The sequence below is a fragment of the Anaerosolibacter carboniphilus genome (assembly GCF_014205875.1).
GTDB lineage: Bacteria > Bacillota > Clostridia > Peptostreptococcales > Thermotaleaceae > Anaerosolibacter > Anaerosolibacter carboniphilus.
Genome location: NZ_JACHEN010000030.1, coordinates 31,101 through 52,686 on the forward strand (window position 1 = coordinate 31,101; position 21,586 = coordinate 52,686).

The following is a 21,586-nucleotide window of genomic DNA, read 5'->3' on the forward strand; positions in this document are numbered from 1 at the left end:
TTATTCTCTTAGTATACCCAAAGCTTGGAGAACTTCTTCCTCTTTTTGTCTCATCTGCTTGGTATTTTCTTCTGTATCATGATCATACCCCATCAAATGAAACATGCTATGAACTGTTAGAAATGCCACTTCTCGATCAAAGGAGTGATTGTATTCTTTGGACTGTTCAAGAGCCTTTTCGAGGGAAATCACAATATCCCCTAAGCAGAAGGGTGGCGTCATATTTTCAAACGAATCATACAATGGAAAAGAAAGAACATCTGTCGGTCTATCAATATTTCTATACTCTTGATTAAGTTGATGAATCTCCTGATTATCCACAAGAGAAACGCTGACCTCTACATCATCTGTCATTCTCTCTATCTTCAAAGACATCTCTATGGCATTCACAATTAGTTTTTCCAGTTCCCCTCCATATACAACCTTGCTTTGTCTATTGTCTATTGCTACTTCCATCTATTTCGTCGCCTCCACAGGTTTTGGATTCAAATCGGGATACTCTATTCGTTCATGAAATATACCCATTAATACCGTGCTAAAAGCATTGGCTATTTTCTCAATATCCTTTAGGGTTAAATCGCATTCATCCAACTGCTGATCCTTTAATTTATCCTCTATAATTTTATGAATCAGATTCTTTATTTTTTCACTACTATGCTCAGACATACTTCTGACGGCAGCTTCTACGGAATCTGCCAGCATAACGATAGCCGCCTCTTTTGTTTGTGGCTTGATTCCATCATATCGATAACTAGACTCCTCTATTTCTATTTCATTATCATCATTATTAAGAGCTTTATGATAAAAGTATTTCACCAAGGTTGTGCCATGGTGCTCTTCAATGATATCGATGATCTCCCGCGGTATTTTATAACTCCGAGCAATCTCTACTCCATCCTTTACATGGCTCGTAATGATCAATGTGCTTAAACTGGCAGAAAGCTTTTCATGAGGATTTTCATTGGTTAGCTGGTTTTCTTTAAAGAAATACGGTCTTTTCAGTTTACCAATGTCATGATAATATGCACTAACCCTGGCAAATAATCCATTGGCGCCAATAGCATCAGCAGCTGCCTCGCTTAGATTTCCCACAATGACGCTATGATGATATGTGCCTGGTGCCTCAAGAAGTAATTTCTTCAGCACAGGGTGATTTGGGTTCGATAATTCCAGAAGCTTAAAGGGTGTTAATATGCCAAAGGCAGATTCCCATAGGGGCAGAGAACCGATTGTAAGAATGGCGCAGAATATGCCATTCAACACACCAATCAAACTCTCCATAGCCAGCGTGGATAACTCAGCTTTATCAATGAATCCCATACCCAAGATAATAATGGCATTGCATAAACTGACAGCTAACCCAGAAAGAAATATATTGGTTCGCTGATGGCTATGCGTCATACAAAAGGCACCTACTGTACCTCCCACCAAAGCGCTAATCATGAAATCAATATTATTCCCCGTCATCACCGTGATGAATATCGCCATAGCTAGATTTACAACAATGGCCAATCTAGCCTCTATCAATATGCTCAGCAGCATAGCAGCCGTTGCCACGGGTACCATATAGGAGGAAATACCATACAATGTCTTGGAAATTAGATATATTGACAAAAAGATCAATAATAGGAGATATAGCTTTGAAGTTGATTCCAGTAAATTTCGATTAAATACATAGATATATGCCACTAGTAAAATTTCAATGGTCGCTACAAATAATCCTACCCCTAGATAGAGGGATACATCTTTTTTCCCATCTTCCTTTACTAATCCCGCGTCCTTCAAAAGTTGTAGCTTATCTTCAGTAATAACATCACCAGCGCCAATGATCATGCTTCCTCTTCTAACAATTACCTTTTCCACACCCTTTGCTGCTTCGTCACGTTTTTGCTGGGTGGTTTCGATATCTAAAAATCGATTAGGACGAATGGACGAATTAACAATATTGATACCAAGTAATCTCATGTCTTCAGAGAATTCTTTTAGACCCATGAAATAATTTGTGATATTGCCTCTTTCTTTTTCCAATTCTTCTGCTTTGATACCTGTAGACATTACCTGAAGTACAATTTCATAAATATAGCTTTCTGCACTTTTAAGTTCCTTATCCGATGCATTCAGTACTAACATCATTTCTTCATCATCTAGATTCAACTCATTAATTTCTTTCAGTTGGTTTAACTTTTCCTCGTGGGCTAGTTCCTGACTTTCTCTAATTTCATATAAATTGCCAAAGAATCTTTCGATTCTTTTTTTAATATCAATTTGTATGGTTGGATCTATCCTTTCCCTTGGTTCTACAGATTCAATGGCTTTCTTTGTTAATCGTTCTGTGGCAATTCGATCTTCGAGGTCTCTTGGTGCTTTAAAATCAACGGGCGATTTCTGTCCCACATCAAGCTCATATTTTTCTGGTGAAAAGGTTGTGATAGTACTAAAAAACACTACACAAAAGAACATGCTGAATAATACGATTTTACTTGAAAAAATTTTTACAAGAAACCGAAATATAGGATTTCTGGCAACCTTATCCCGAATATCCGCTAGAATAGCCACTTTTTATCCCCCCCAAAGAAGCATCTTTTCTTTTGATTATTTTTTTTCCTTGACTGTTATTCCTGCTAAATTCGTTTCCTTTGCTTTCTCATACCTATCATAGGCCTTAATGATTCTCTGTACAAGGGCATGTCTTACCACATCATGTTCATTCAGAAATACAAATTCTATCCCTTCTACGTCTTTCAAAATCTCTACAGCCTGTTTCAATCCAGATTCCTTTCCCTTAGGAAGGTCGATCTGAGTGATATCTCCTGTTACAATGGCTTTCGATCCAAACCCTAGTCTTGTTAGAAACATCTTCATCTGTTCCTTGGTAGTATTCTGTGCTTCATCCAAAATAATAAAGGAGTCATCTAAGGTTCTACCTCTCATATAAGCCAAAGGTGCTACCTCAATCATACCTCTTTCTTTATATTTTAGAAATGTCTCTCCTCCTAGTATATCATATAAAGCATCATAAAGGGGTCTTAGATACGGATCTACCTTTTCTTGTAAATCTCCAGGTAAAAATCCAAGACTCTCCCCAGCCTCTACAGCAGGACGCGTCAAAATAATCTTACTTATTTCTTTATTCTTAAATGCATTTACAGCCATTGCCATGGCAAGATATGTTTTGCCCGTACCAGCAGGGCCAATGCCAAATACGATATCATTATTGCCTATGGCTTGCGTATATCGTTTTTGCCCTAATGTTTTAGGCTTGATTTGTTTTCCCTTTGCTGAAATACAAATGACGTTATCTAGAAGTTCTTTGATTTGTTCTTCCTGACCATCCTCAAGTAATTGAATGAAATAATTTATTTTCTGCACGTCAATTCTTTCTCCGCTATTTAAAATACCCATAAGCTTCAATATCAAATGATGTGCTTTTTCAACGCTACCCTTGGAACCAATGATTATAATTTCACCTTGTCTTGAAACAATATCAACATTTAGCTTATTTTCAATGACTTTTACATTTTCATCAAAATTGCCAAATAACTCTTTTATATAATCAAATTCATCGATGCTTATTCTTCTTTCTGCAGTCAGTTGTTCCAAATATTGCTCCTCCTTAGTAATTAGAATATATTTATTCTTTTTTGGATGCCAATCTGTTCCAGTACTTCAATAGTAAGCTTCGCCTTTATTATATTATTTTCTTCCCAATATTTAATATCCTGTTTTAAAATATTAACATCCTCAGGAATCTGTTTTATCAAGTCTACCGTCATCTTCTCTAACAAAGCCTTTTTGACCAATTCCACGTCTAATTCTTCTGGCTGGTCATTGGCCTCGAAATATTCATCTAGTATAATTTCGACAGGTATTATAATATTCCTCCATTGAGGCAGCCTTTTATGTGTTGTTTCAAGTACATAATTGTCAAAAGGCACTTCCCCTATGCTTAAGGTCAACAAACTTTCTCCAATTTTCAATGTTCTCTTCACAAATTTTTTTCCTGTTTTCATCTTGTTTATTTTTATTATGGACATTTCATCATTGCTTTCATAATAGGTTTTGGCGAAAATCTCCCCCATGGAATGTACATATCTTGTATCTACACCCTCTCTCAGAATCGTACCTGTAACCAGAAGCTGTCCGGACTTTACGATATCCCCTTTTTGAACCATTGCATCTCCATTCTTCGCAATCACCTTTTCAATGATACCATTTTTTGATGCCATGATGTCGCAGGGGATTTCTAAAGGTATCTTTTCGGGCGCCTGTACTTTTTCTACCACTTCCACAATAGCTTTTGTTCCTCTTAATTCAATACCTACCCAAGCTAATTCTTCCATTTCAATCATCATGTTTGTTTCAATTTCTGACAGATCTAGTTTATATTTAAAAATACCTGTACTTAATCCTAACTCGTTTAGCTTTTTAACGATTTCTTCTTTTTGTATATTTTCCGTACCTACTACTTCAACATCCCACACAAAAGAGGTAGTAAGCATTACCATAAAAATTGCAATCATAGATCCAAACATTAACATCTTTCTAGCCCTAATTTTATGCATAAAAAAAGGATATCCTATTTTTGTATTGATCTTCACCTTACAACCGGCTCTTTTTACAATGTGTCTCAGATCCTTGTATCCAGATAGTCCTACTTTTGCTTCTAAGGTTGTATAATCAATTCTCATAATATCCCATAAATAGATTCCTCTTGCGATGGCATAATTAATGAATTTTTCTAAAGCGAGCCCCTCAATGCGGATAACAACATAGCCTCGAATATAATTCCATATCTTTACTACAAGCACTCTTCTCACCCCTTTATTACACAAATTCTATCTGTTCGATCATCCCTGTAATGATGATTTCTTCTGTAATAATGGTTTTAATTTGAAGATCTCTTCCAATAATTCTTAATGTCCCATTTTTCGTATAAATTCTTATTCTTTGTTTGGAATATTCAAGAATTCCTTTATGATTTTCAATATATATTTGCAGATTTCCGATCATCGTAATTCTCGGAAGATCCAAAATAATATCTTTGGGAAGCTCTAGTAATTCAGATATACTTTCCTTGATTTCTTTCGTTCTATCTCCCATAGCTCACTCCCCCCTTTTATATATAATGTTTATGCGTCCTTATAATGCCATAGTACAATATTTTCCACCCATTCTTGGGAATCTTTATATGATGAAAGGCCGTAAAGATCACACTTTACGGCCTTTCATGCTAGCGTCGCAGCGACTTTGGTTTTCCTAAAACCTCGGCCATTATCACGCCATCCCGAACGCTTTGCTTATGAAAAGAAATCCTTCTTCCACCTATCTCACTTGCCTTGATTACATCATCAATCTCATTTTTCATTTCAATGCCAGGTGTATCTAGCTTTTTTACGAACTCCTTTGTGGAGTTTTCGTTATATCGATCAATCGCTTCCTCCTCATCTTCAAGAAGGGTCATCTCTCTGTTATCTACTTCCGATAGTTGTTGAAATTCCTTGCGTAGGGTACTTCCAAACTGCTCACCAATTTTTCTTAATTCATCCATTCGCGATAGCGGCGAAACAGTTTTTTTCTCTGGATTGCGACCTATGGGAATTTCTCTTTTCCTTCCACCCTGGGCTTCTCTTTTTTTAGACTTTGAAATGGCAAAGATAACAAAAATTATAAATGGTAGTATATTCCCAAAGAAATCCATATTTTCACATCCTTTTCACTGACACTACCAGTTCACCCATTATTTTATCTTTCCTTGGTTTGGATCATCGTCTTTACCCATCTTAGAGATAGACTTTCTCATATCTGTATCTGCTGAAATATTCTGCATGTTGTAGTAATCCATTACGCCTAATTTACCTTCCTTCAGCGCCGTTGCCATAGCCCTTGGTATCTCAGCCTCAGCCTCCACTACCTTCGCACGCATCTCTTGTACTGCAGCAATCATTTCCTGCTCTTTCGCCACTGCCATTGCCCGTCTTTCCTCTGCCTTGGCCTGGGCAATACGCTTATCTGCTTCAGCTTGATCTGTTTGTAATTGGGCTCCAATATTTCTACCAATATCTACATCTGCGATGTCTATGGAAAGGATCTCAAAGGCAGTACCTGCATCCAAACCTTTGTCTAAAACTGTTCTAGAGATTTTATCTGGATTCTCTAATACCTCTTTATGAGTTTGTGAAGAACCTACAGTTGTAACAATTCCTTCACCAACTCTGGCGATAATGGTTTCCTCACCAGCACCACCCACAAGTCTTTCGATATTAGCTCTTACCGTAACCCTTGCTTTTACCACAACCTCAATACCATCTTTTGCCACAGCAGACACCCTTGGGGTTTCTATCACCTTAGGATTTACACTTACCTGCACTGCACTTAGTACTTCTCTCCCTGCCAAGTCAATGGCAGTTGCTCTATCAAACTCTAAAGCAATTTCTGCTCTTTGGGCTGCGATCAATGCATCTACTACGCTGTTTACATTTCCGCCAGCCAAATAGTGGGCTTCTAATTTATCAATGTTCAGATCCAAGCCTGCTTTTGTTGCTTTAATCAAAGGATTTACAATTCTAGATGGAGAAACTTTTCTAAATCGCATACCAATCAATGTGAAAATTCCAATCTTTACCCCTGAAAAGTAAGCAGTAATCCACAGACCTACTGGGATAAAACTAAACAACAAGCCTAAAAGAAGCAGTACAACAATCGATAAAATTCCAAATACAATAATTGTTTCCATACATCAATACCTCCTAATTAATTTTTTTCACTACAATTCTTCGACCTTCAATCTTAACAATTCTTACACGGTCATTTTTTTCAATAAATCCACCTTCAGAAACCACATCTATTCTTTCTCCATCCACCTCAATTGTTCCTGCTGGTCTTAATGAAGTGACGACAATTCCTTCCAATCCCAGCAAACCGTTGTTCGTGATGATAGAACTAAATCCCATATCCTTTCTTAGCTCTGTTCCCAGAATAATCTTATCAAAATATTTATTTTTCGGCGCATACTTCAGTAGAAGTATCGCTGCAATAACCGTCATTACAAATGCAATAGCCAAAGAAGATATCCCTAAAACTATAGAATCTGAAGAAAGAACAATACTGATAATGATGCAGAGAATTCCCCCAATCCCAGGTGCGCCAAAGCCTGGAATCACAGCTTCAATCACCAGAAGTAAAATGCCCGTAAGGAATATCAGTACCACGGCAAAGCCTGCATTACCTGCCAGAATACTTCCACCAAAGAAAATAGAGAAGGCAATTAGACTGATGGTTCCTCCTAGCCCAAATCCAGGTGTAAGAATTTCAATCAGCAGACCAATAAAGCCGATACTTAAAATGACAGGCAATACGACTGAGCTAGTAACCCATTGTGCAACGGTCATTTTAAAATTTTGCCCTACTGGAATAATATTTCCATAGGAAATATTGAAGTGTTTTAGAATATCCTCATAATTATTCGATACATAATCTGTAAAGCCTATTTTTTCAGCTTCCTTTGTTGTCAGATTTAATAATTCGCCCTTTTGAACGATATATTTATCAGGATTCTGAGGATCTACAATCTCAATTCGCCGATCAGCCATAGCCTCTACTAACTTCGGATCTCGTCCTCTTTGCTCTGCTGTAGTACGGAGTTCCCCTCTCCAATAGGATATATTTTTCTCAGTATATGGGATCGTTTCGGCAGATCCAATGGTTGCACCTTTTGCCATGACAATATTTTCAGCTGCTATACTAATTAAAACACCGGCTGATTCTGCCTTGTTGTTTACAAGAGATATAGTTCGCAATGGTGTTTTCATAATAGCATCCCTAATCTGTGTAGCCTGATCAACTCTACCACCTAAAGTGTCCACCTCAAATATAATGGCCATGGATTCTGGATCTGCTTGGGCTTTTTCGATACTTTTCATAACAAATTGAGTCAATGCAGGATTAATTTCACCCTTTATAGGAATAACATATACATTCCCGCCAGCTGCCCCATATGCTGACACAGATCCTAACAACAGTATCAGTATCAGCAGTGGAAATAGAAAATATCTTAAACGTTGATTCATCCATGATCACCTCCTTTGATTATAGTATAATATATTCTCTGTGGTTATTTTAACATTTTGATTGAAAAAGTCATCAAGATGCTTAAAAATGCAAAATCAGCTCCGAGAGAGCTGATTTTGCATTTTTAAGCATCGTACTATATCTCTATAGAAGCAATCACAGGTAAATGATCAGAAATATTGGTGTCAATCACTTTATAATTAGTAGCCTTCATATCTGGACTTATGAAGATATAATCAATACGATTCTTTATCACAATGCCGTCATAGGTATGCTGATAATACTCCTCCGTATCCGCTGCTGCATCAATCAACTGATACTTGATTTGCTGAATCCCTTCATGGTCAGGTCTGCTATTAAAATCACCTACCAAGATCGTTTTCTCTCCAAAATACTCCACATATTGCCTTAGTACATTAAACTGATTCAGCTTTTCTTCCTTTGTTAATCCTAAATGAGTAACCAAAAAGTTGATTGTCTGATCGCCCACATGTATCTTGCTCACAAGGAGTCCTCTTTTCTCCCGAAAGCCGGGTAATTTAACATTTTGGTAACTCTCAATGGGATATTTGCTCAATATGGCATTGCCATATTCAGCACCCATCAAACGCATATTTGGTGCAAACGCATAATACATGGAGGTTTCACTAGCAATTTTTTTCACTTGATCCTCAAATTTAGAACGGACAACATATTTATCTACTTCTTGCAGTCCCACGATGTCAATCTGATGATCTATAATCAGCTTCCCTATATGATCGAGTGTATAAAAGCCAAGTTTATTCTTCCCATGATGGATATTAAAGCTCATAATATTTAATCCATTGATTTGCTCCATTGTATTTGGCTGCCCATCCTCTACATATATTTCTTCCAGATCACTTAGTCGAAATTTTTCTTCTCTTGCACTTCCAGGAAACATCTTAAAAATAATATCTTTACGATTGCCAAAGTACTTGGTATTGATAAGAAATACATTCCTTTCACTACCGTTTAGCTTCTCTAATACATAATAGTCCACATGTACACCTGCTAATAAATCAGTGTCTTTATGAAAAATCTCAACGTATACTTGTTGAAGGCTGGAGGGCCCGTACACTTTAATCATATTATGCCCGCTACTACTCTTTATAATCTTCATTTCCACTGCTTCTTCTGAAAATACCTTTGTTGAAAAAGAGAACCCTAAAAGAAAGAATGATACCAAAATTAGAACATAACCGATTTTTTTCATACTGAGTCCCCCTTTTATGTCAAAATTTTCAGACTATATTATCATTATATCATAGACTCTGGGGGTTCGTTAACTGGAAATGTATAACAACTATCCTTTTTCTCGAGATCTCTTCATATTTCTACTAAACCAATCTATAGATAGATGAAAGCTTTCTATAAAGAGATTATGGACATTAAAAAAAGACCTATGTAATAGGTCTTTTTATTGTAAGAATTGCTTCACGACTTGATTTAGTATTTTACCATCTGCTCTGCCTTTAACTCTTGGCATTAAAGCAGACATAACCTTCCCCATATCTTTCGCCGTGGTTGCTCCAACTTCTCTTACCACTTCACTGACGATCTGCTTCATTTCTTCTTCTGTCAATTGCTGTGGTAGATACTCCATTAAAACATCTATTTCAGCTTTCGCTTCATCTACTAAGTCTTGTCTATTTCCCTTAGCAAATTCTTCAATCGCATCTCTCTTCTGTTTTACTTGTTTTGTCATTATATCAAGAATACCTTCATCATCAAGCTCTGCTCTTTTATCTACTTCATATTGCTTGATAGAAGCTCTTATCATTGTAATAACAGACTTACGAAGTTGGTCCTTTTCCTTCATTGCTATTTTAAGATCATCCATTAATTTTTCTTTGAGGGACATGCTATTCACCTCTTATTAGTATTTCTTAGCGTTTTTTCTTCTTGCAGCCTCTGATTTTTTCTTACGTCTTACACTAGGCTTTTCATAATGCTCTCTTTTCTTCACTTCAGATAAAACACCAGCTCTAGCACATGAACGCTTAAATCTACGAAGAGCACTCTCAAGAGTTTCGTTTTCTCCAATTTTAACTTCTGACATATATTTCCCTCCCTCCGCTCGCAACGTTGTGCTGTGTCTATAGCAAAGCAACTGCTATATACCTTTTAGGAAATGTGTACAATACTATGTTATTATACATGAATTTTACATGTTGTGCAAGTTTTTTTTAACCTGGCGGCCACTTCATAGGCCTTCCTCCAAGCAGATGAAAATGAAGGTGATGCACCGTTTGGCCCCCTTGCTCACCGCAGTTATTGACGATTCGGTAACCACTTTCCTGAATACCTAATCTCTCAGCGATACTTTGTATAGCAAGGTGAATGTGTCCTAGCAGTTCTTTGTGGCGTTCTTCTACCTGTGCCATTGATGGAATATGTTCCTTAGGTATAATCAAAACATGACTTGGCGCCGCAGGTTGAATGTCGTAAAAAGCCAAGATGTATTCATCCTCATAGACAACATTGGCAGGAATTTCTTTTATAGCAATCTTGCAAAAGATACAGTCTGACACGTATCTCACCTCCTTCACATTTACTGAGGGAATACCCTATACTTATTCAACGAAAACAATCATTTTCCTTCTTTTTTATGCTTCATCTTTCAAATGACCAATCATACTTTCACCATGGAGCTCATCTAAACTTACATTGATAAGTCGCCCTTCTACTTGCTCATGGGCCTTGCAGAATACGCGAATATAGTTATCTGTCAGTCCCTCGAAATATCCATCTAATGAATCACTGGAAGTTTCAAAAAGAACTGATTTTGTTCTTCCAATAAATCTTTCATTATATTTTATTGCACTTTCCTGTGCAAGTTGTAACAATTTTTCACTTCTTTTATTCTTTATTTCACTAGGAACCTGATTCTTATACTTCGCTGCAGGGGTTCCTTTTCTCGGTGAATACTTAAAGACATGAATCTGACTAAACCCAATTTCCTTTACAAAGTTATAGGTACTGTCGAATTCTTCATCGGTCTCTCCTGGGAAACCAACCATCACATCGGTGGTTATTGATAGATCTGGCATATATCTTCTGAGTCGTTCTACAATCTCTTTATATTCTTCAGCCGTATATTTTCTATTCATTCTTTTTAAAGTTTCATTGCATCCGCTCTGTAACGATAAATGAAAGTGTGGACATACCTTCTTTAACTTTGATATTTCTTGAATGAAGTCTTCTGTTGCAACAGTAGGTTCAATGGAGCTAAGGCGAATTCGCTCTATCCCATCTATTTTATGGGCACCACGAATCACATCCAATAAAGAAGTGTCCTTTAAATCTTTACCATAGGAGGCCACATGTATACCTGTAAGTACGACTTCTTTAAACTGATTTTCTGCCAATCGTTCCACTTCTTTTATGATATCTTCTAGTTTCCTGCTTCTAATAGGCCCCCGGGCATAAGGAATAATACAATAGGTACAGTATTGATTACAGCCTTCTTGAATTTTTAGAAACGCCCTGGTCTTACCCTTGATTTCACCAATTGTCATTTCTTCAAATTCTTTAATCTGCATAATATCTTCAACCGCATTAATTTTTTCATGATCCGCTTGAATATTTTCCACATATTCTACGATTTTATTCCGATCGTTTGTACCCAGGATGATGTTGACCCCTTCAATGGAAAGCACTTCATCGGGAGATGTCTGGGCGTAACAGCCTACCACGGCTATGATTGCCTCGGGATTGATTTTTTTAGACCTACGAATAAACTGTCTAGACTTCCGATCCCCTAAATTTGTGACGGTGCAAGTATTGATTACATAGACATCTGACCTAGATTCACTATCTACGATTTCGTAACCTGATTTTTGGAAGAGTTCTCCCATTGCTTCTGTTTCGTATTGATTTACCTTACATCCAAGGGTATAAAATGCCACAGTTTTCACCTATATACCTCCTAAATCGCCTAACTCATACATGAGTATACTTAACGCAGTAAACCCCGCGGTTTCTGTTCTTAAAATTCTCGGTCCCAACGTGACAGGTACAATTCCTGCCTTCTTTGCTCCTTCAATTTCTTTTTCTCCAAATCCACCCTCAGGACCAATATAGATACCGATTTTTGTTGCACCTACTTGCTGTCTCAAAACACCCTTTAACCCTAATGATACTTCTCTTTCATAGGGAATCAATGTTAAATCAAAGTCCTGAATATCTTTTATGGCCTCAGAAAAAACCATGGGAAGTTCAATTCTGGGAATAATTCCCCGCTTGCACTGTTTTGCAGCTTCATCGGCAATTTTCTGCCATCTTTCGACCTTCTTTTCTTCTGATTTCTGATCTTTCAGTTGGACGATTGTTCGCTCAGTAATCACTGGCACAATACGACTTATTCCTAGTTCCGTACATTTTTGAATGATTACATCCATTTTTGTTGCCTTGGGTATTCCTTGGAAAAGTGTAATTTCGATGGGAGGTTCCGTACTCCCAGCCCACTTTTCAACGATGTTTAGCCGTATAACGCTTTTATCCATAGAAGAGATTTCAGCAATATATTCCATGTTTTGTCCATCACAAATTTCGACCGCATCTCCTTGTTCCAAGCGGAGTACCCTCTGAATATGTTTCACATCATCCGGATCATCTATAACAATTTGTTGCATATCTTCTACAATATTCTGCTTATCTACAAAAAATCTATTCATGTTCTTCATCACTCTTTGGCATCGCTACAATAGCAGCCCACTCACCCATCTTCATGATGTCTTCGATATGAAATCTATTTTCTTTCAAAGCAGAGACTACATCATCTACTTTATCTAGAATAATCCCAGAAGAAATAAACACACTGCCTGCCTTCATAAACTGCTTGATTTGAGAAGCCAAGATGACGATTACATCAGCGATAATATTGGCAACCACCACATCGGCTTTTTCTTCAATCACCTCTACTAGATTACCTTTTCGAATATCCACGATCGAAGCCACATTATTATCTAACACATTTTTTCTAGACACTTGGACTGCTACCTCATCTAGATCCACACCGATGACTTTCTTAGCCCCTAATTTGGCTGCTGCCACAGACAAGATACCGCTGCCGCATCCTATATCAAAAACTGTACATTCTGGATTCACATATTTCTCTAGATTTTGAATACACATCATCGTTGTCTCATGGGTTCCCGTTCCAAATGCCATCCCTGGATCTAACTCTAAAATTACTTCTCCTTCAGATGCTTCATAATCCTCCCAAGTAGGCTTTACAACAACCTTTTCCCCGATTTTCTTAGGTTTATAATATTTTTTCCATGCATTGGCCCAATCCTCTTCGTAAACTTCCGTTGTTGTTACTTCTCCTAATCCCTTATCTAAATTATAAAGAGGGATTTTTTCAACGTTTTGTTTGATTAATTCAATAATATCAATTAAGTCCTCGCTTTCAGGAAGATACCCCTTCACAATAGCCCCTTCATAACTATTGTCCAAGAGAGACTCATCCATATAGTCCCAATCTCCCAATTCCTTTTCTCTAAAAATAGGATCATTGGGATCTTCAATGACTACCCCACCAACCCCTACTTCATAAAGTATATTGGCCACAGCTTCCACAGCTTCTGTAGTCGTTTTGATTTTTACCTCAGTCCATTTCATTCCGCAAACCTCCATTGTTTCGGCCTTTTTTTCATGCATTTTATTATACCCTATCTATCTGTAAATTAGCAATATTTTCATATGCCAAAGACCTTATCCTTGTTAAAAAACCACTTTATCTCCGTCTTACATAAAAACACCCAGTCTAAACTGGGTGTCTATCCTATATTCCAAAAACATCCTTTACCTTGTCAAAAAAGGTTTTTCTTTGTTCATGAACATCCTCGCCCATTTGATCGGCAAATTGTTTCAGTAATTCCTTCTGCTTCTCATTCAACTTTTTCGGAACCTCTACAACCACCTTTACATAGTGGTCTCCTCTTCCATAACCTCTGAGACTTGGAATCCCTTTGCCTTTTAGCCTAAAGATCGTTCCACTTTGAGTACCTTCAGGAATTTTGTATTTTACTTTCCCATCAAGGGTCGGAACAACAAATTCATCTCCTAAAGCAGCTTGAACAAAGGTTATAGGGATCTCACAAATTACATCATTGCCATCTCTTTGGAAAATTTCATGGGGTCGAACCCGAATCACAATATATAAATCACCTGTCGGTCCACCTTTTACTCCAGGCTCTCCTTCACCCCTTAGAGGAATGACAGAACCAGTATCAACACCAGCTGGAATTTTAAGATGAATTTTTCGATCCTTCCTAACCTTACCTGCACCTTTACATGTCTCACAGGGTTGTTCAATAATTGTACCATCGCCGTGGCATGTGTCACAGGTCTTTACATTTACGAATTGACCCAATGGTGTTCTTTGTGCATACCTTACTTCACCAGTACCTTTACACTGAGGACAAGTTTTTTTATCAGTCCCCGGTTTAGCACCCGTTCCATGACAGGTATCACAATTCTCATGGCGATTGATACTAATCTCCTTATCGGCACCAAAAGCTGCCTCTTCAAAGCTAATGGTATATTCGTATTTTAGATCTGCGCCTTTTTGTGGTCCATTCCGCCTTCTGCCAGAACCCCCACCAAACATGTCGAATATATCTCCAAATATATCATCAAAACCTCCAAAGCCTGAACCAGAAAAGCCCTCAAAACCACCTTGCCCATTGCCGCCCACACCTGCATGACCAAATTGATCATAGCGGGCCTTCTTACCCGCATCACTTAGCACTTCATAGGCTTCGTTTATTTCTTTAAATTTTTCTTCAGCCTCTTTGTTTTCTGGATTTCTGTCAGGATGGTATTGCATGGCCATCTTTCGATAGGCTTTCTTTATCGCAGCCTCGTCAGCTTCTCTGTCTACACCAAGAACCTCATAGTAGTCCCTTTTACTCATCCTCTCACCGCCTTTCCTTCACAGGTTTTGCGAGAACCCTGCAAACACTATTCATTATATGAAATCTATAGAGAATATGCAAGCTTTCTTCACAATTACAAGGCACCCCTTTGGGTGCCTTATTTCTTATTACTTGTCGTCATCCATTACTTCATAATCTGCATCCACTACATTATCATCCTTTGGCCCACTTGTGCCAGCATCTTCTGCACCTTGCGCCTCACCCTGCTGCGCTGCAGTTTGTTCATACATTTTTTGAGCAATTACATGGAATGCATTTGTCAACTGTTCTGTTTGATTCTTGATTTCTTCAATATTATCACCCTCAAGGGCTTTCTTCAGCTTCGCTACCTCTTGTTCTACTTTTTCCTTATCTGTTGCAGCAATTTTGTCTCCTACTTCCTTTAAGCCTTTTTCAGCTTCATACACCATGGAGTCAGCTCTATTTCTAACTTCGATCGCATCTTTCTTTTGCTTATCCTGCTCAGCAAACTGCTCAGCTTCTTTTACTTTTCTCTGAATTTCTTCATCTGATAAGTTTGTGGATGCAGTAATTGTGATCTTTTGCTCTTTTCCAGTACCCTTATCTTTTGCACTTACATGAACAATACCGTTGGCATCAATATCAAATGTAACCTCAATTTGAGGAATTCCTCTCGGTGCTGGTAAAATACCGCCTAATTGGAATCTGCCCAATGTAATATTATCTGAAGCCATTTGTCGTTCGCCTTGCAGTACATGGATGTCTACTGCAGTTTGATTATCTGCAGCCGTTGAAAACACCTGGCTCTTCCTTGTAGGAATCGTGGTGTTTCTCTCTATCAGTTTCGTAAATACACTACCAAGCGTTTCAATTCCTAATGAAAGTGGCGTTACATCCAATAGCAATACATCTTTCACCTCACCAGTCAATACCCCAGCCTGAATTGCTGCGCCAATCGCAACACACTCATCTGGATTTACTCCCTTATGAGGATCTTTCCCTGTTAATTTCTTTACAGCTTCCTGTACAGCAGGAATCCTTGTTGATCCACCTACAAGAATAACTTTATGAATATCTGCCGCAGTAAGATTTGCATCGGATAAGGCTTTTCTTGCAGGGCCCATGGTAGCTTCCACCAAATGGGCAGTTAATTGCTCAAATTTGGCTCTTGTTAAGTCCATATTTAGATGAAGCGGACCAGCAGCCGTAGCTGTGATAAATGGCAAATTAATATTTGTTGTTTGCGTACTTGATAATTCCTTCTTTGCCTTTTCTGCAGCTTCTTTTAATCTCTGTAGGGACATCTTATCCTGTCTTAAATCGATACCATTCTCCTTTTTAAAGGATTCTGCTAAGTAATCAATCACAACCTGATCAAAATCATCTCCACCAAGATGGTTGTTACCATTTGTAGCCAATACTTCAAATACACCATCGCCTAACTCAAGGATTGACACGTCAAAAGTACCGCCACCAAGGTCAAATACCATAATTTTATGATGACTTGTATCCTTGTCTAGTCCATAGGCTAGAGATGCTGCTGTTGGTTCGTTGATGATTCTTTTTACTTCCAGTCCAGCGATTTTTCCTGCATCCTTGGTTGCCTGTCTCTGGCTATCTGTAAAATAAGCAGGTACAGTAATTACAGCTTCCGTAACCTTTTCTCCTAGATATGCTTCAGCATCCGCCTTTAACTTCATTAAGATCATAGCAGAAATTTCTTGAGGTGAATACCCTTTACCATCAATTTCTTCCTTATGATCAGTACCCATATGTCTTTTTATAGAAATGATTGTTCTATCAGGATTTGTAACTGCTTGTCTTTTTGCTGTTTCTCCAACAAGACGTTCTCCATTTTTTGTAAATGCAACAATAGAAGGTGTCGTTCTGTTTCCCTCTGCATTTGGAATAACAACAGGCTCCCCACCCTCTAATACCGCAACGCAGGAGTTCGTTGTACCTAAGTCAATACCAATTACCTTACTCATATCAAAAGTTCCTCCTTTAATATATTTAAAATTTTTATAACTAATTTGATACCTTCACCATACTTGGTCGTATAACTTTCCCATTCAAAGTATATCCTTTTTGAAATACATCAATCACGCGATTGGATTCATAATCTTCATGGTCTTCCTGCATCACTGCATGATGCAGATTTGGGTCGAACTCTTCACCCTTGGCTTGAATTTCCTCAACGCCATACTTTTTAAGTATGTCCTTAAACTGTTGAATGACCATTTCAACACCCTTAGCAATGCTATCGCTGGCCATAGCTTCTTCATTGGTAGAGCTATAGGCGCGTTCAAGATTATCTAATATCGGCAGTAAATCAGTAATAAATTTCTCATTACCAAACTGATAGATATCAGCCTTCTCCTTCTCTACTCTCTTTTTATAATTCTGAAAGTCTGCATTTAGTCGCATAAAACGATTGTTCAAGTCGTTTACCTCTTCTTCCTTTTTAGAGAGCAGTTCGGACATTGAATCATTCTGCTGATCTCTAGCCTGTTCCCCTAATTCTTCCATCTGTGCTTCAAGATCGCTGTCTACAGTCTCATTTACATCATTTACAACTTTATTTTCCACATCATCTCTTGTTTTTTTCAACATTACCACCTACCCTAATATATTATCATTTACATATTTTTACCTTTAACAATGAGATTTATCTTTAAAATTGCTTCTGCAATTTCACAAGCTGTTTTTAAAGCAGTTGTCTTCACCCATGTGGGATCAAAAATTCCTTGAATGGATAAATTCTTTATTTCTCCACTCTCACAATCTATTCCAATATGTAGGTTTTTGTTATCCCTACATTCTTGTATAGCGGCTTCCAACTTTTCTAATGGATTGTATCCTGCATTTTCTATCATATGGTGTATAGGTCTTTTCAGCCCATCGATAACGCAATCAATGCCATACTTACCTGTGCCAGAGATTCGATTTCTTAGCTCTTCCAAATGTACTGCACAAGCCAGCTCAATAGCACCCCCACCTGTTACAATGCCATATTTGGTGGCCGCCTGTAAGGCAGATGCAGCATCCTTCGCTACCCTTTCTTTCTCTCTTAGCACTGGACCTGTCGAAGCACTTATGATGATTTTAACCATGGGATCGCCTATCCCTTCGAAAATTTTAATATGCTCCAATTCTGGGTCAAAATCGATCTTACCTGCATATCCGCAGTAGTTTTCCAATTCATTCATATCCTTATTCAATGCGTTTTTTTTGATAGGTCTAGCACCTGTAAACCTAGCTAACTCCAGTAATTGCTCGTTTAATACGCTATGCACCACCATAACACCTGCATCTACTAGGGCCTGCTCACCATACTCATCAACCCTACGATCTATAAAGATCGCATTTACTTTCATTTCAATAATTTTCTCTATCCATTTTTCAAAATGCTTACGGTTTTCTATGTATTGACCAAACCCATTTTCTGTATTTAAGAGTTCCTCACCAAGACCTTCTGGCTGAAGGCAATCATCTATAATCAATATTTTTGCTTTTTCAAGATGATAGTTTATTCGATGGTTTAAAGGTTTTCTGTCAATAACCATTCCCTGTAAAATCTCATTTTGAGTACCCTCAATGGCTATAATATGATCTCCAAAACGATAATCTTTTGCTTTTATTTTATCCTGTTGAAGCATTTGAGCACCCTGGTAGATCAAATCAACAATTTCCTGATTTCCCCTACCTGCAATCCATGCCACAGACTTAAGTAATTCCTGATTTTCTTCATCAATTGAGACAGAAACCGCTTCAATATATTGAATGGCTTCGGATATGCCTATTTTAATTCCCTCTATAAGCTTGTGAACAGATACACCCCGTTGAATGTGATAAACTGCAGATTCAATGATAGCGCCTGCTATGATGGTCATGGTGGTTGTGCCGTCTCCAGCTTGACATTGTTGGGCATATGCCGCATTTACCATCATCAAGGCTGCAGGATGGCTAACATCCATTTCCATGAGAATGGTTACACCATCATTGGTTACGATAAACTGTCCCTGATCATCTACAATCATGCAATCCATACCTTTAGGCCCGATGGTTCCTTCTACGGCCGATACCACAGCTCTAATAGCTTGAACATTATTATCCAAAGCTGTGCTTCTGTCTTTTCTATTTTCCCCATCGGCATTCTTCATATACAAAGTACTTACCCCTCCCAACGAATTAAATCGCCTATTCTCTGTAATCTTCTTTTATATTTAGGAAAAGAGCACATATAATAGTGCAAAACCCATATTCATGTGCTTTGCACTATTTTCTCTTTATTTTGGAATGTTATCCTTTAGTATATTGGTTAAGTTTTTCGTTACAAAGTCAACCAAGGAAATGATGTTTTCATAATCCATCCGAGTAGGCCCGATTACACCAATCTTTCCCACCACTCTACCATTCAATTTATAGGTTGCTGTGATCAAGCTAGATTCCTTCATTTCTTCATACTTGTTCTCCCTACCAATCGTAATATTTACTTCATCATTGGAATTTAGTAACATATCCGCTAAAACTTCTTTATGCTCTAACATAGACATAAATTCCCTAGCCTTTTCAATATTATGATACTCTGGTAATTGGAGTATGTTGGTCAACCCATCTAAATATACCTTAACATCTTCCATGTCCTCTAATGTTGAAATGAGTACTGGCATAATGTAGTCAAGCATCGAATGGAACATTTGGCCTTCATTTTTAATATCATTGATGACCATATTGTCAATTTCTCCAATAGTAAGACCATGAAGCTTATAATTTAATAGCTTGGATATTTGTACCAGTTCATCCATCGTGAAATTTTGAGTACTTCTCAATACTGCATTCTTTACTGTTCCTGACTCCGTTACCATTACCAATAATATCTTATAAGCATCAATTGGCACCAATTGTACATGCTTCAGCCTGCTGTTTTTAAACTGAGGTGATAGCACTACAGATGTTAACTTCGTCACTTGGGACAAAATCTTTGAAGCATAAGAAACCAAATGCTCAATCTCTCCAATTTTCTGTACGAAAGCATTTTTGATTGCCTCCTTCTGAAGTTGCTCAAGCTTATTGATAATCATCAGCTGATCTACATACAAGCGATAACCTTTGTCAGAAGGCACTCTCCCTGCTGAAGTATGTGGTTGTTCTAAATATCCCAGTTCTTCAAGATCAGCCATTTCGTTTCTTATGGTGGCTGAGCTAATTCCTAGATCATATTTTTTTGCAATCGTTCTAGAGCCTACAGGTTCAGCTGTGGATATAAAGTCTCTGATAATTGCCTGTAGCACTTTTAACTTTCTATCGCCCAGCTCCATCATATCACTCCCATTTGTTAGCACTCTCTCTCGTTGAGTGCTAACCTATTCTGTTTTTAAATTATCACTAAAGAAATATTTTGTCAAGACTCATTTTCACACTTTCACTTTCTCTCTTTTTTAATTCCTAATCAGGAAGGAACTCCATAAAAACCTGGTTAGATAGATCTATTCCTTTTCTAGAAAGACGAACACTTTTCTCATTCACTTCTATGAGTCCCAAGGATATCATTTTTCTGATTTTCTTTTCGTACTGTACTATGGGACTTATTCCAAATCTCTGCTGAAACTTCTGGATACTGACGCCAACTGTCATTCTTAGTCCTAAAAACATAGTTTCAGCCATTTCATCCGCTAGAGAAACAGGAATATTCTCTATAATAACATCTCCGCCAATTTCTGTTTTTTGAATATACCCATCTAAGTTTCCTATATTTGAAAATCTATACTTGTTGAAATAGGAATGGGCATTTAGCCCTAGACCAATGTATTCTTCATTATTCCAATAAATTTTGTTGTGGATACATTCCTTTCCTTTTTGAGCAAAATTAGATATTTCATAATGGCCATATTTGTTTGTCTTTAAGAACTCGATTGCGTAATCATACATGGCACGATCCAATTCTTCTGTAGGCAGGCTCAACATCCCTTTATCATAAAGAATCCCGAATTTTGTTCCTTCCTCTACCTTCAGGCTATAAGCGGAAATATGATCAGGCTCCAATTCCACTATTCTTTGAAGTGTTTCTTGCCAATGGTCCATTGTTTGACCTGGTAACCCAAACATGAGGTCAACATTGATATTATTAATGCCTGCTTCCCTCGCCAAAAAATAGTTCTCAACAAATTGCCTCTGATCATGAACTCTTCCCAAGACAGCCAATAGCTCCTCCTGCCATGCCTGAAATCCTATGCTCATTCGATTCACGCCGCTGGCTCGATAGAAATCAAGCTTCTCTTTATCAAAAGTCCCTGGATTTCCCTCAATAGAAAATTCGATTTCCTTTTTGATAGAAAAAATCTTATAAAGTTGCTCCAGCAAACGATTCATTTCCCCAATGGGAACGATGGTAGGTGTTCCACCGCCTATAAAGATTGACTTGATCTTATAGCCCTCTAGTTTCTGCTTCCATGCGCCCGATTCTACGATTAACCCATCCACGTAGTTCTTGATCCTTCCTTCTTCACCAGCAAAGGAAGCAAAATCACAATAGTGGCACTTCCTCAAACAAAATGGCATATGGATATATAATCCTAGTTCCTTCATACATT

General features: G+C 37.8%; 21 protein-coding genes. All 21 read right to left on the reverse strand.

The genetic code is table 11. The features are described from left to right. On the reverse strand, positions 1 to 456 hold the full coding sequence (gene ybeY / locus HNQ80_RS19805; protein ID WP_184312426.1) for an rRNA maturation RNase YbeY: 456 nt from the start codon (positions 454 to 456) through the stop codon (positions 1 to 3). Next, positions 457 to 2,556, reverse strand: a complete 2,100-nt coding sequence (locus HNQ80_RS19810) for an HD family phosphohydrolase (protein ID WP_330602975.1) — start codon at positions 2,554 to 2,556, stop codon at positions 457 to 459. A 36-nt stretch (positions 2,557 to 2,592) separates the two neighbouring features. Further along, entirely contained in the window at positions 2,593 to 3,591 is a 999-nt protein-coding gene (locus HNQ80_RS19815) for a PhoH family protein (protein ID WP_207727115.1), read from the reverse strand. A 29-nt stretch (positions 3,592 to 3,620) separates the two neighbouring features. Beyond that, the gene (gene yqfD, locus HNQ80_RS19820) at positions 3,621 to 4,817 is read right to left on the reverse strand and encodes a sporulation protein YqfD (RefSeq protein ID WP_207727113.1); all 1,197 of its coding nucleotides are present in this window, start codon (positions 4,815 to 4,817) and stop codon (positions 3,621 to 3,623) included. A 7-nt stretch (positions 4,818 to 4,824) separates the two neighbouring features. Further along, positions 4,825 to 5,100 carry a sporulation protein YqfC gene (gene yqfC, locus HNQ80_RS19825; RefSeq protein WP_184312429.1) on the reverse strand — a complete coding sequence of 92 codons (276 nt, stop codon included), beginning with the start codon at positions 5,098 to 5,100 and terminating at the stop codon, positions 4,825 to 4,827. Between the two features lie 130 nt (positions 5,101 to 5,230). Then, positions 5,231 to 5,698, reverse strand: coding sequence for a hypothetical protein (locus HNQ80_RS19830; protein ID WP_184312430.1), 468 nt, complete (start codon positions 5,696 to 5,698; stop codon positions 5,231 to 5,233). Positions 5,699 to 5,737: 39 nt separating this feature from the next. Continuing rightward, positions 5,738 to 6,733 carry a flotillin-like protein FloA gene (floA, locus tag HNQ80_RS19835; RefSeq protein WP_184312431.1) on the reverse strand — a complete coding sequence of 332 codons (996 nt, stop codon included), beginning with the start codon at positions 6,731 to 6,733 and terminating at the stop codon, positions 5,738 to 5,740. Between the two features lie 13 nt (positions 6,734 to 6,746). After that, positions 6,747 to 8,066 (reverse strand): NfeD family protein, encoded by a 1,320-nt coding sequence (locus HNQ80_RS19840; protein WP_184312432.1) that lies wholly within the window; start codon positions 8,064 to 8,066, stop codon positions 6,747 to 6,749. Between the two features lie 137 nt (positions 8,067 to 8,203). Further along, entirely contained in the window at positions 8,204 to 9,301 is a 1,098-nt protein-coding gene (locus HNQ80_RS19845) for an endonuclease/exonuclease/phosphatase family protein (RefSeq protein ID WP_184312433.1), read from the reverse strand. A 204-nt stretch (positions 9,302 to 9,505) separates the two neighbouring features. Further along, positions 9,506 to 9,949, reverse strand: coding sequence for a GatB/YqeY domain-containing protein (locus HNQ80_RS19850; protein ID WP_184312434.1), 444 nt, complete (start codon positions 9,947 to 9,949; stop codon positions 9,506 to 9,508). A 15-nt stretch (positions 9,950 to 9,964) separates the two neighbouring features. Further along, positions 9,965 to 10,147 carry a 30S ribosomal protein S21 gene (gene rpsU / locus HNQ80_RS19855; protein ID WP_184312435.1) on the reverse strand — a complete coding sequence of 61 codons (183 nt, stop codon included), beginning with the start codon at positions 10,145 to 10,147 and terminating at the stop codon, positions 9,965 to 9,967. A 127-nt stretch (positions 10,148 to 10,274) separates the two neighbouring features. After that, entirely contained in the window at positions 10,275 to 10,619 is a 345-nt protein-coding gene (locus tag HNQ80_RS19860; RefSeq protein WP_184312436.1) for a histidine triad nucleotide-binding protein, read from the reverse strand. 75 nt (positions 10,620 to 10,694) lie between these two features. Beyond that, positions 10,695 to 12,005 carry a tRNA (N(6)-L-threonylcarbamoyladenosine(37)-C(2))-methylthiotransferase MtaB gene (gene mtaB / locus HNQ80_RS19865; protein ID WP_184312437.1) on the reverse strand — a complete coding sequence of 437 codons (1,311 nt, stop codon included), beginning with the start codon at positions 12,003 to 12,005 and terminating at the stop codon, positions 10,695 to 10,697. Further along, the gene (locus HNQ80_RS19870; RefSeq protein ID WP_184312438.1) at positions 12,006 to 12,764 is read right to left on the reverse strand and encodes a 16S rRNA (uracil(1498)-N(3))-methyltransferase; all 759 of its coding nucleotides are present in this window, start codon (positions 12,762 to 12,764) and stop codon (positions 12,006 to 12,008) included. Beyond that, the gene (gene prmA, locus HNQ80_RS19875) at positions 12,757 to 13,713 is read right to left on the reverse strand and encodes a 50S ribosomal protein L11 methyltransferase (RefSeq protein ID WP_184312439.1); all 957 of its coding nucleotides are present in this window, start codon (positions 13,711 to 13,713) and stop codon (positions 12,757 to 12,759) included. Before prmA ends, HNQ80_RS19870 begins: the two co-directional genes overlap by 8 nt. 163 nt (positions 13,714 to 13,876) lie before the next feature. Further along, positions 13,877 to 15,010 (reverse strand): molecular chaperone DnaJ, encoded by a 1,134-nt coding sequence (gene dnaJ / locus HNQ80_RS19880; protein WP_184312440.1) that lies wholly within the window; start codon positions 15,008 to 15,010, stop codon positions 13,877 to 13,879. A gap of 129 nt (positions 15,011 to 15,139) precedes the next feature. Continuing rightward, the gene (gene dnaK / locus HNQ80_RS19885; RefSeq protein ID WP_184312441.1) at positions 15,140 to 16,981 is read right to left on the reverse strand and encodes a molecular chaperone DnaK; all 1,842 of its coding nucleotides are present in this window, start codon (positions 16,979 to 16,981) and stop codon (positions 15,140 to 15,142) included. 40 nt (positions 16,982 to 17,021) lie between these two features. Beyond that, positions 17,022 to 17,603 carry a nucleotide exchange factor GrpE gene (gene grpE / locus HNQ80_RS19890; protein ID WP_243183436.1) on the reverse strand — a complete coding sequence of 194 codons (582 nt, stop codon included), beginning with the start codon at positions 17,601 to 17,603 and terminating at the stop codon, positions 17,022 to 17,024. Between the two features lie 29 nt (positions 17,604 to 17,632). Further along, a complete protein-coding gene (locus HNQ80_RS19895) occupies positions 17,633 to 19,156 on the reverse strand; it encodes a TCP-1/cpn60 chaperonin family protein (RefSeq protein WP_243183441.1) in 1,524 nt (507 codons plus the stop codon). A 126-nt stretch (positions 19,157 to 19,282) separates the two neighbouring features. Next, a complete protein-coding gene (gene hrcA / locus HNQ80_RS19900; protein ID WP_184312444.1) occupies positions 19,283 to 20,314 on the reverse strand; it encodes a heat-inducible transcriptional repressor HrcA in 1,032 nt (343 codons plus the stop codon). 127 nt (positions 20,315 to 20,441) lie between these two features. Further along, a complete protein-coding gene (gene hemW, locus HNQ80_RS19905) occupies positions 20,442 to 21,581 on the reverse strand; it encodes a radical SAM family heme chaperone HemW (protein WP_184312445.1) in 1,140 nt (379 codons plus the stop codon). Positions 21,582 to 21,586 lie beyond the last annotated feature (5 nt).

Bases quoted from the DNA above. Each gene is read 5' to 3' on its own strand.
- ybeY (WP_184312426.1), bottom strand. From the start codon at position 456: ATGGAAGTAGCAATAGACAATAGACAAAGCAAGGTTGTATATGGAGGG.
- yqfC (WP_184312429.1), bottom strand. From the start codon at position 5,100: ATGGGAGATAGAACGAAAGAAATCAAGGAAAGTATATCTGAATTACTA.
- HNQ80_RS19830 (WP_184312430.1), bottom strand. From the start codon at position 5,698: ATGGATTTCTTTGGGAATATACTACCATTTATAATTTTTGTTATCTTT.
- floA (WP_184312431.1), bottom strand. From the start codon at position 6,733: ATGGAAACAATTATTGTATTTGGAATTTTATCGATTGTTGTACTGCTT.
- HNQ80_RS19840 (WP_184312432.1), bottom strand. From the start codon at position 8,066: ATGAATCAACGTTTAAGATATTTTCTATTTCCACTGCTGATACTGATA.
- HNQ80_RS19845 (WP_184312433.1), bottom strand. From the start codon at position 9,301: ATGAAAAAAATCGGTTATGTTCTAATTTTGGTATCATTCTTTCTTTTA.
- HNQ80_RS19850 (WP_184312434.1), bottom strand. From the start codon at position 9,949: ATGTCCCTCAAAGAAAAATTAATGGATGATCTTAAAATAGCAATGAAG.
- rpsU (WP_184312435.1), bottom strand. From the start codon at position 10,147: ATGTCAGAAGTTAAAATTGGAGAAAACGAAACTCTTGAGAGTGCTCTT.
- HNQ80_RS19870 (WP_184312438.1), bottom strand. From the start codon at position 12,764: ATGAATAGATTTTTTGTAGATAAGCAGAATATTGTAGAAGATATGCAA.
- prmA (WP_184312439.1), bottom strand. From the start codon at position 13,713: ATGAAATGGACTGAGGTAAAAATCAAAACGACTACAGAAGCTGTGGAA.
- dnaJ (WP_184312440.1), bottom strand. From the start codon at position 15,010: ATGAGTAAAAGGGACTACTATGAGGTTCTTGGTGTAGACAGAGAAGCT.
- dnaK (WP_184312441.1), bottom strand. From the start codon at position 16,981: ATGAGTAAGGTAATTGGTATTGACTTAGGTACAACGAACTCCTGCGTT.
- HNQ80_RS19895 (WP_243183441.1), bottom strand. From the start codon at position 19,156: ATGAAGAATGCCGATGGGGAAAATAGAAAAGACAGAAGCACAGCTTTG.
- hrcA (WP_184312444.1), bottom strand. From the start codon at position 20,314: ATGGAGCTGGGCGATAGAAAGTTAAAAGTGCTACAGGCAATTATCAGA.
- hemW (WP_184312445.1), bottom strand. From the start codon at position 21,581: ATGAAGGAACTAGGATTATATATCCATATGCCATTTTGTTTGAGGAAG.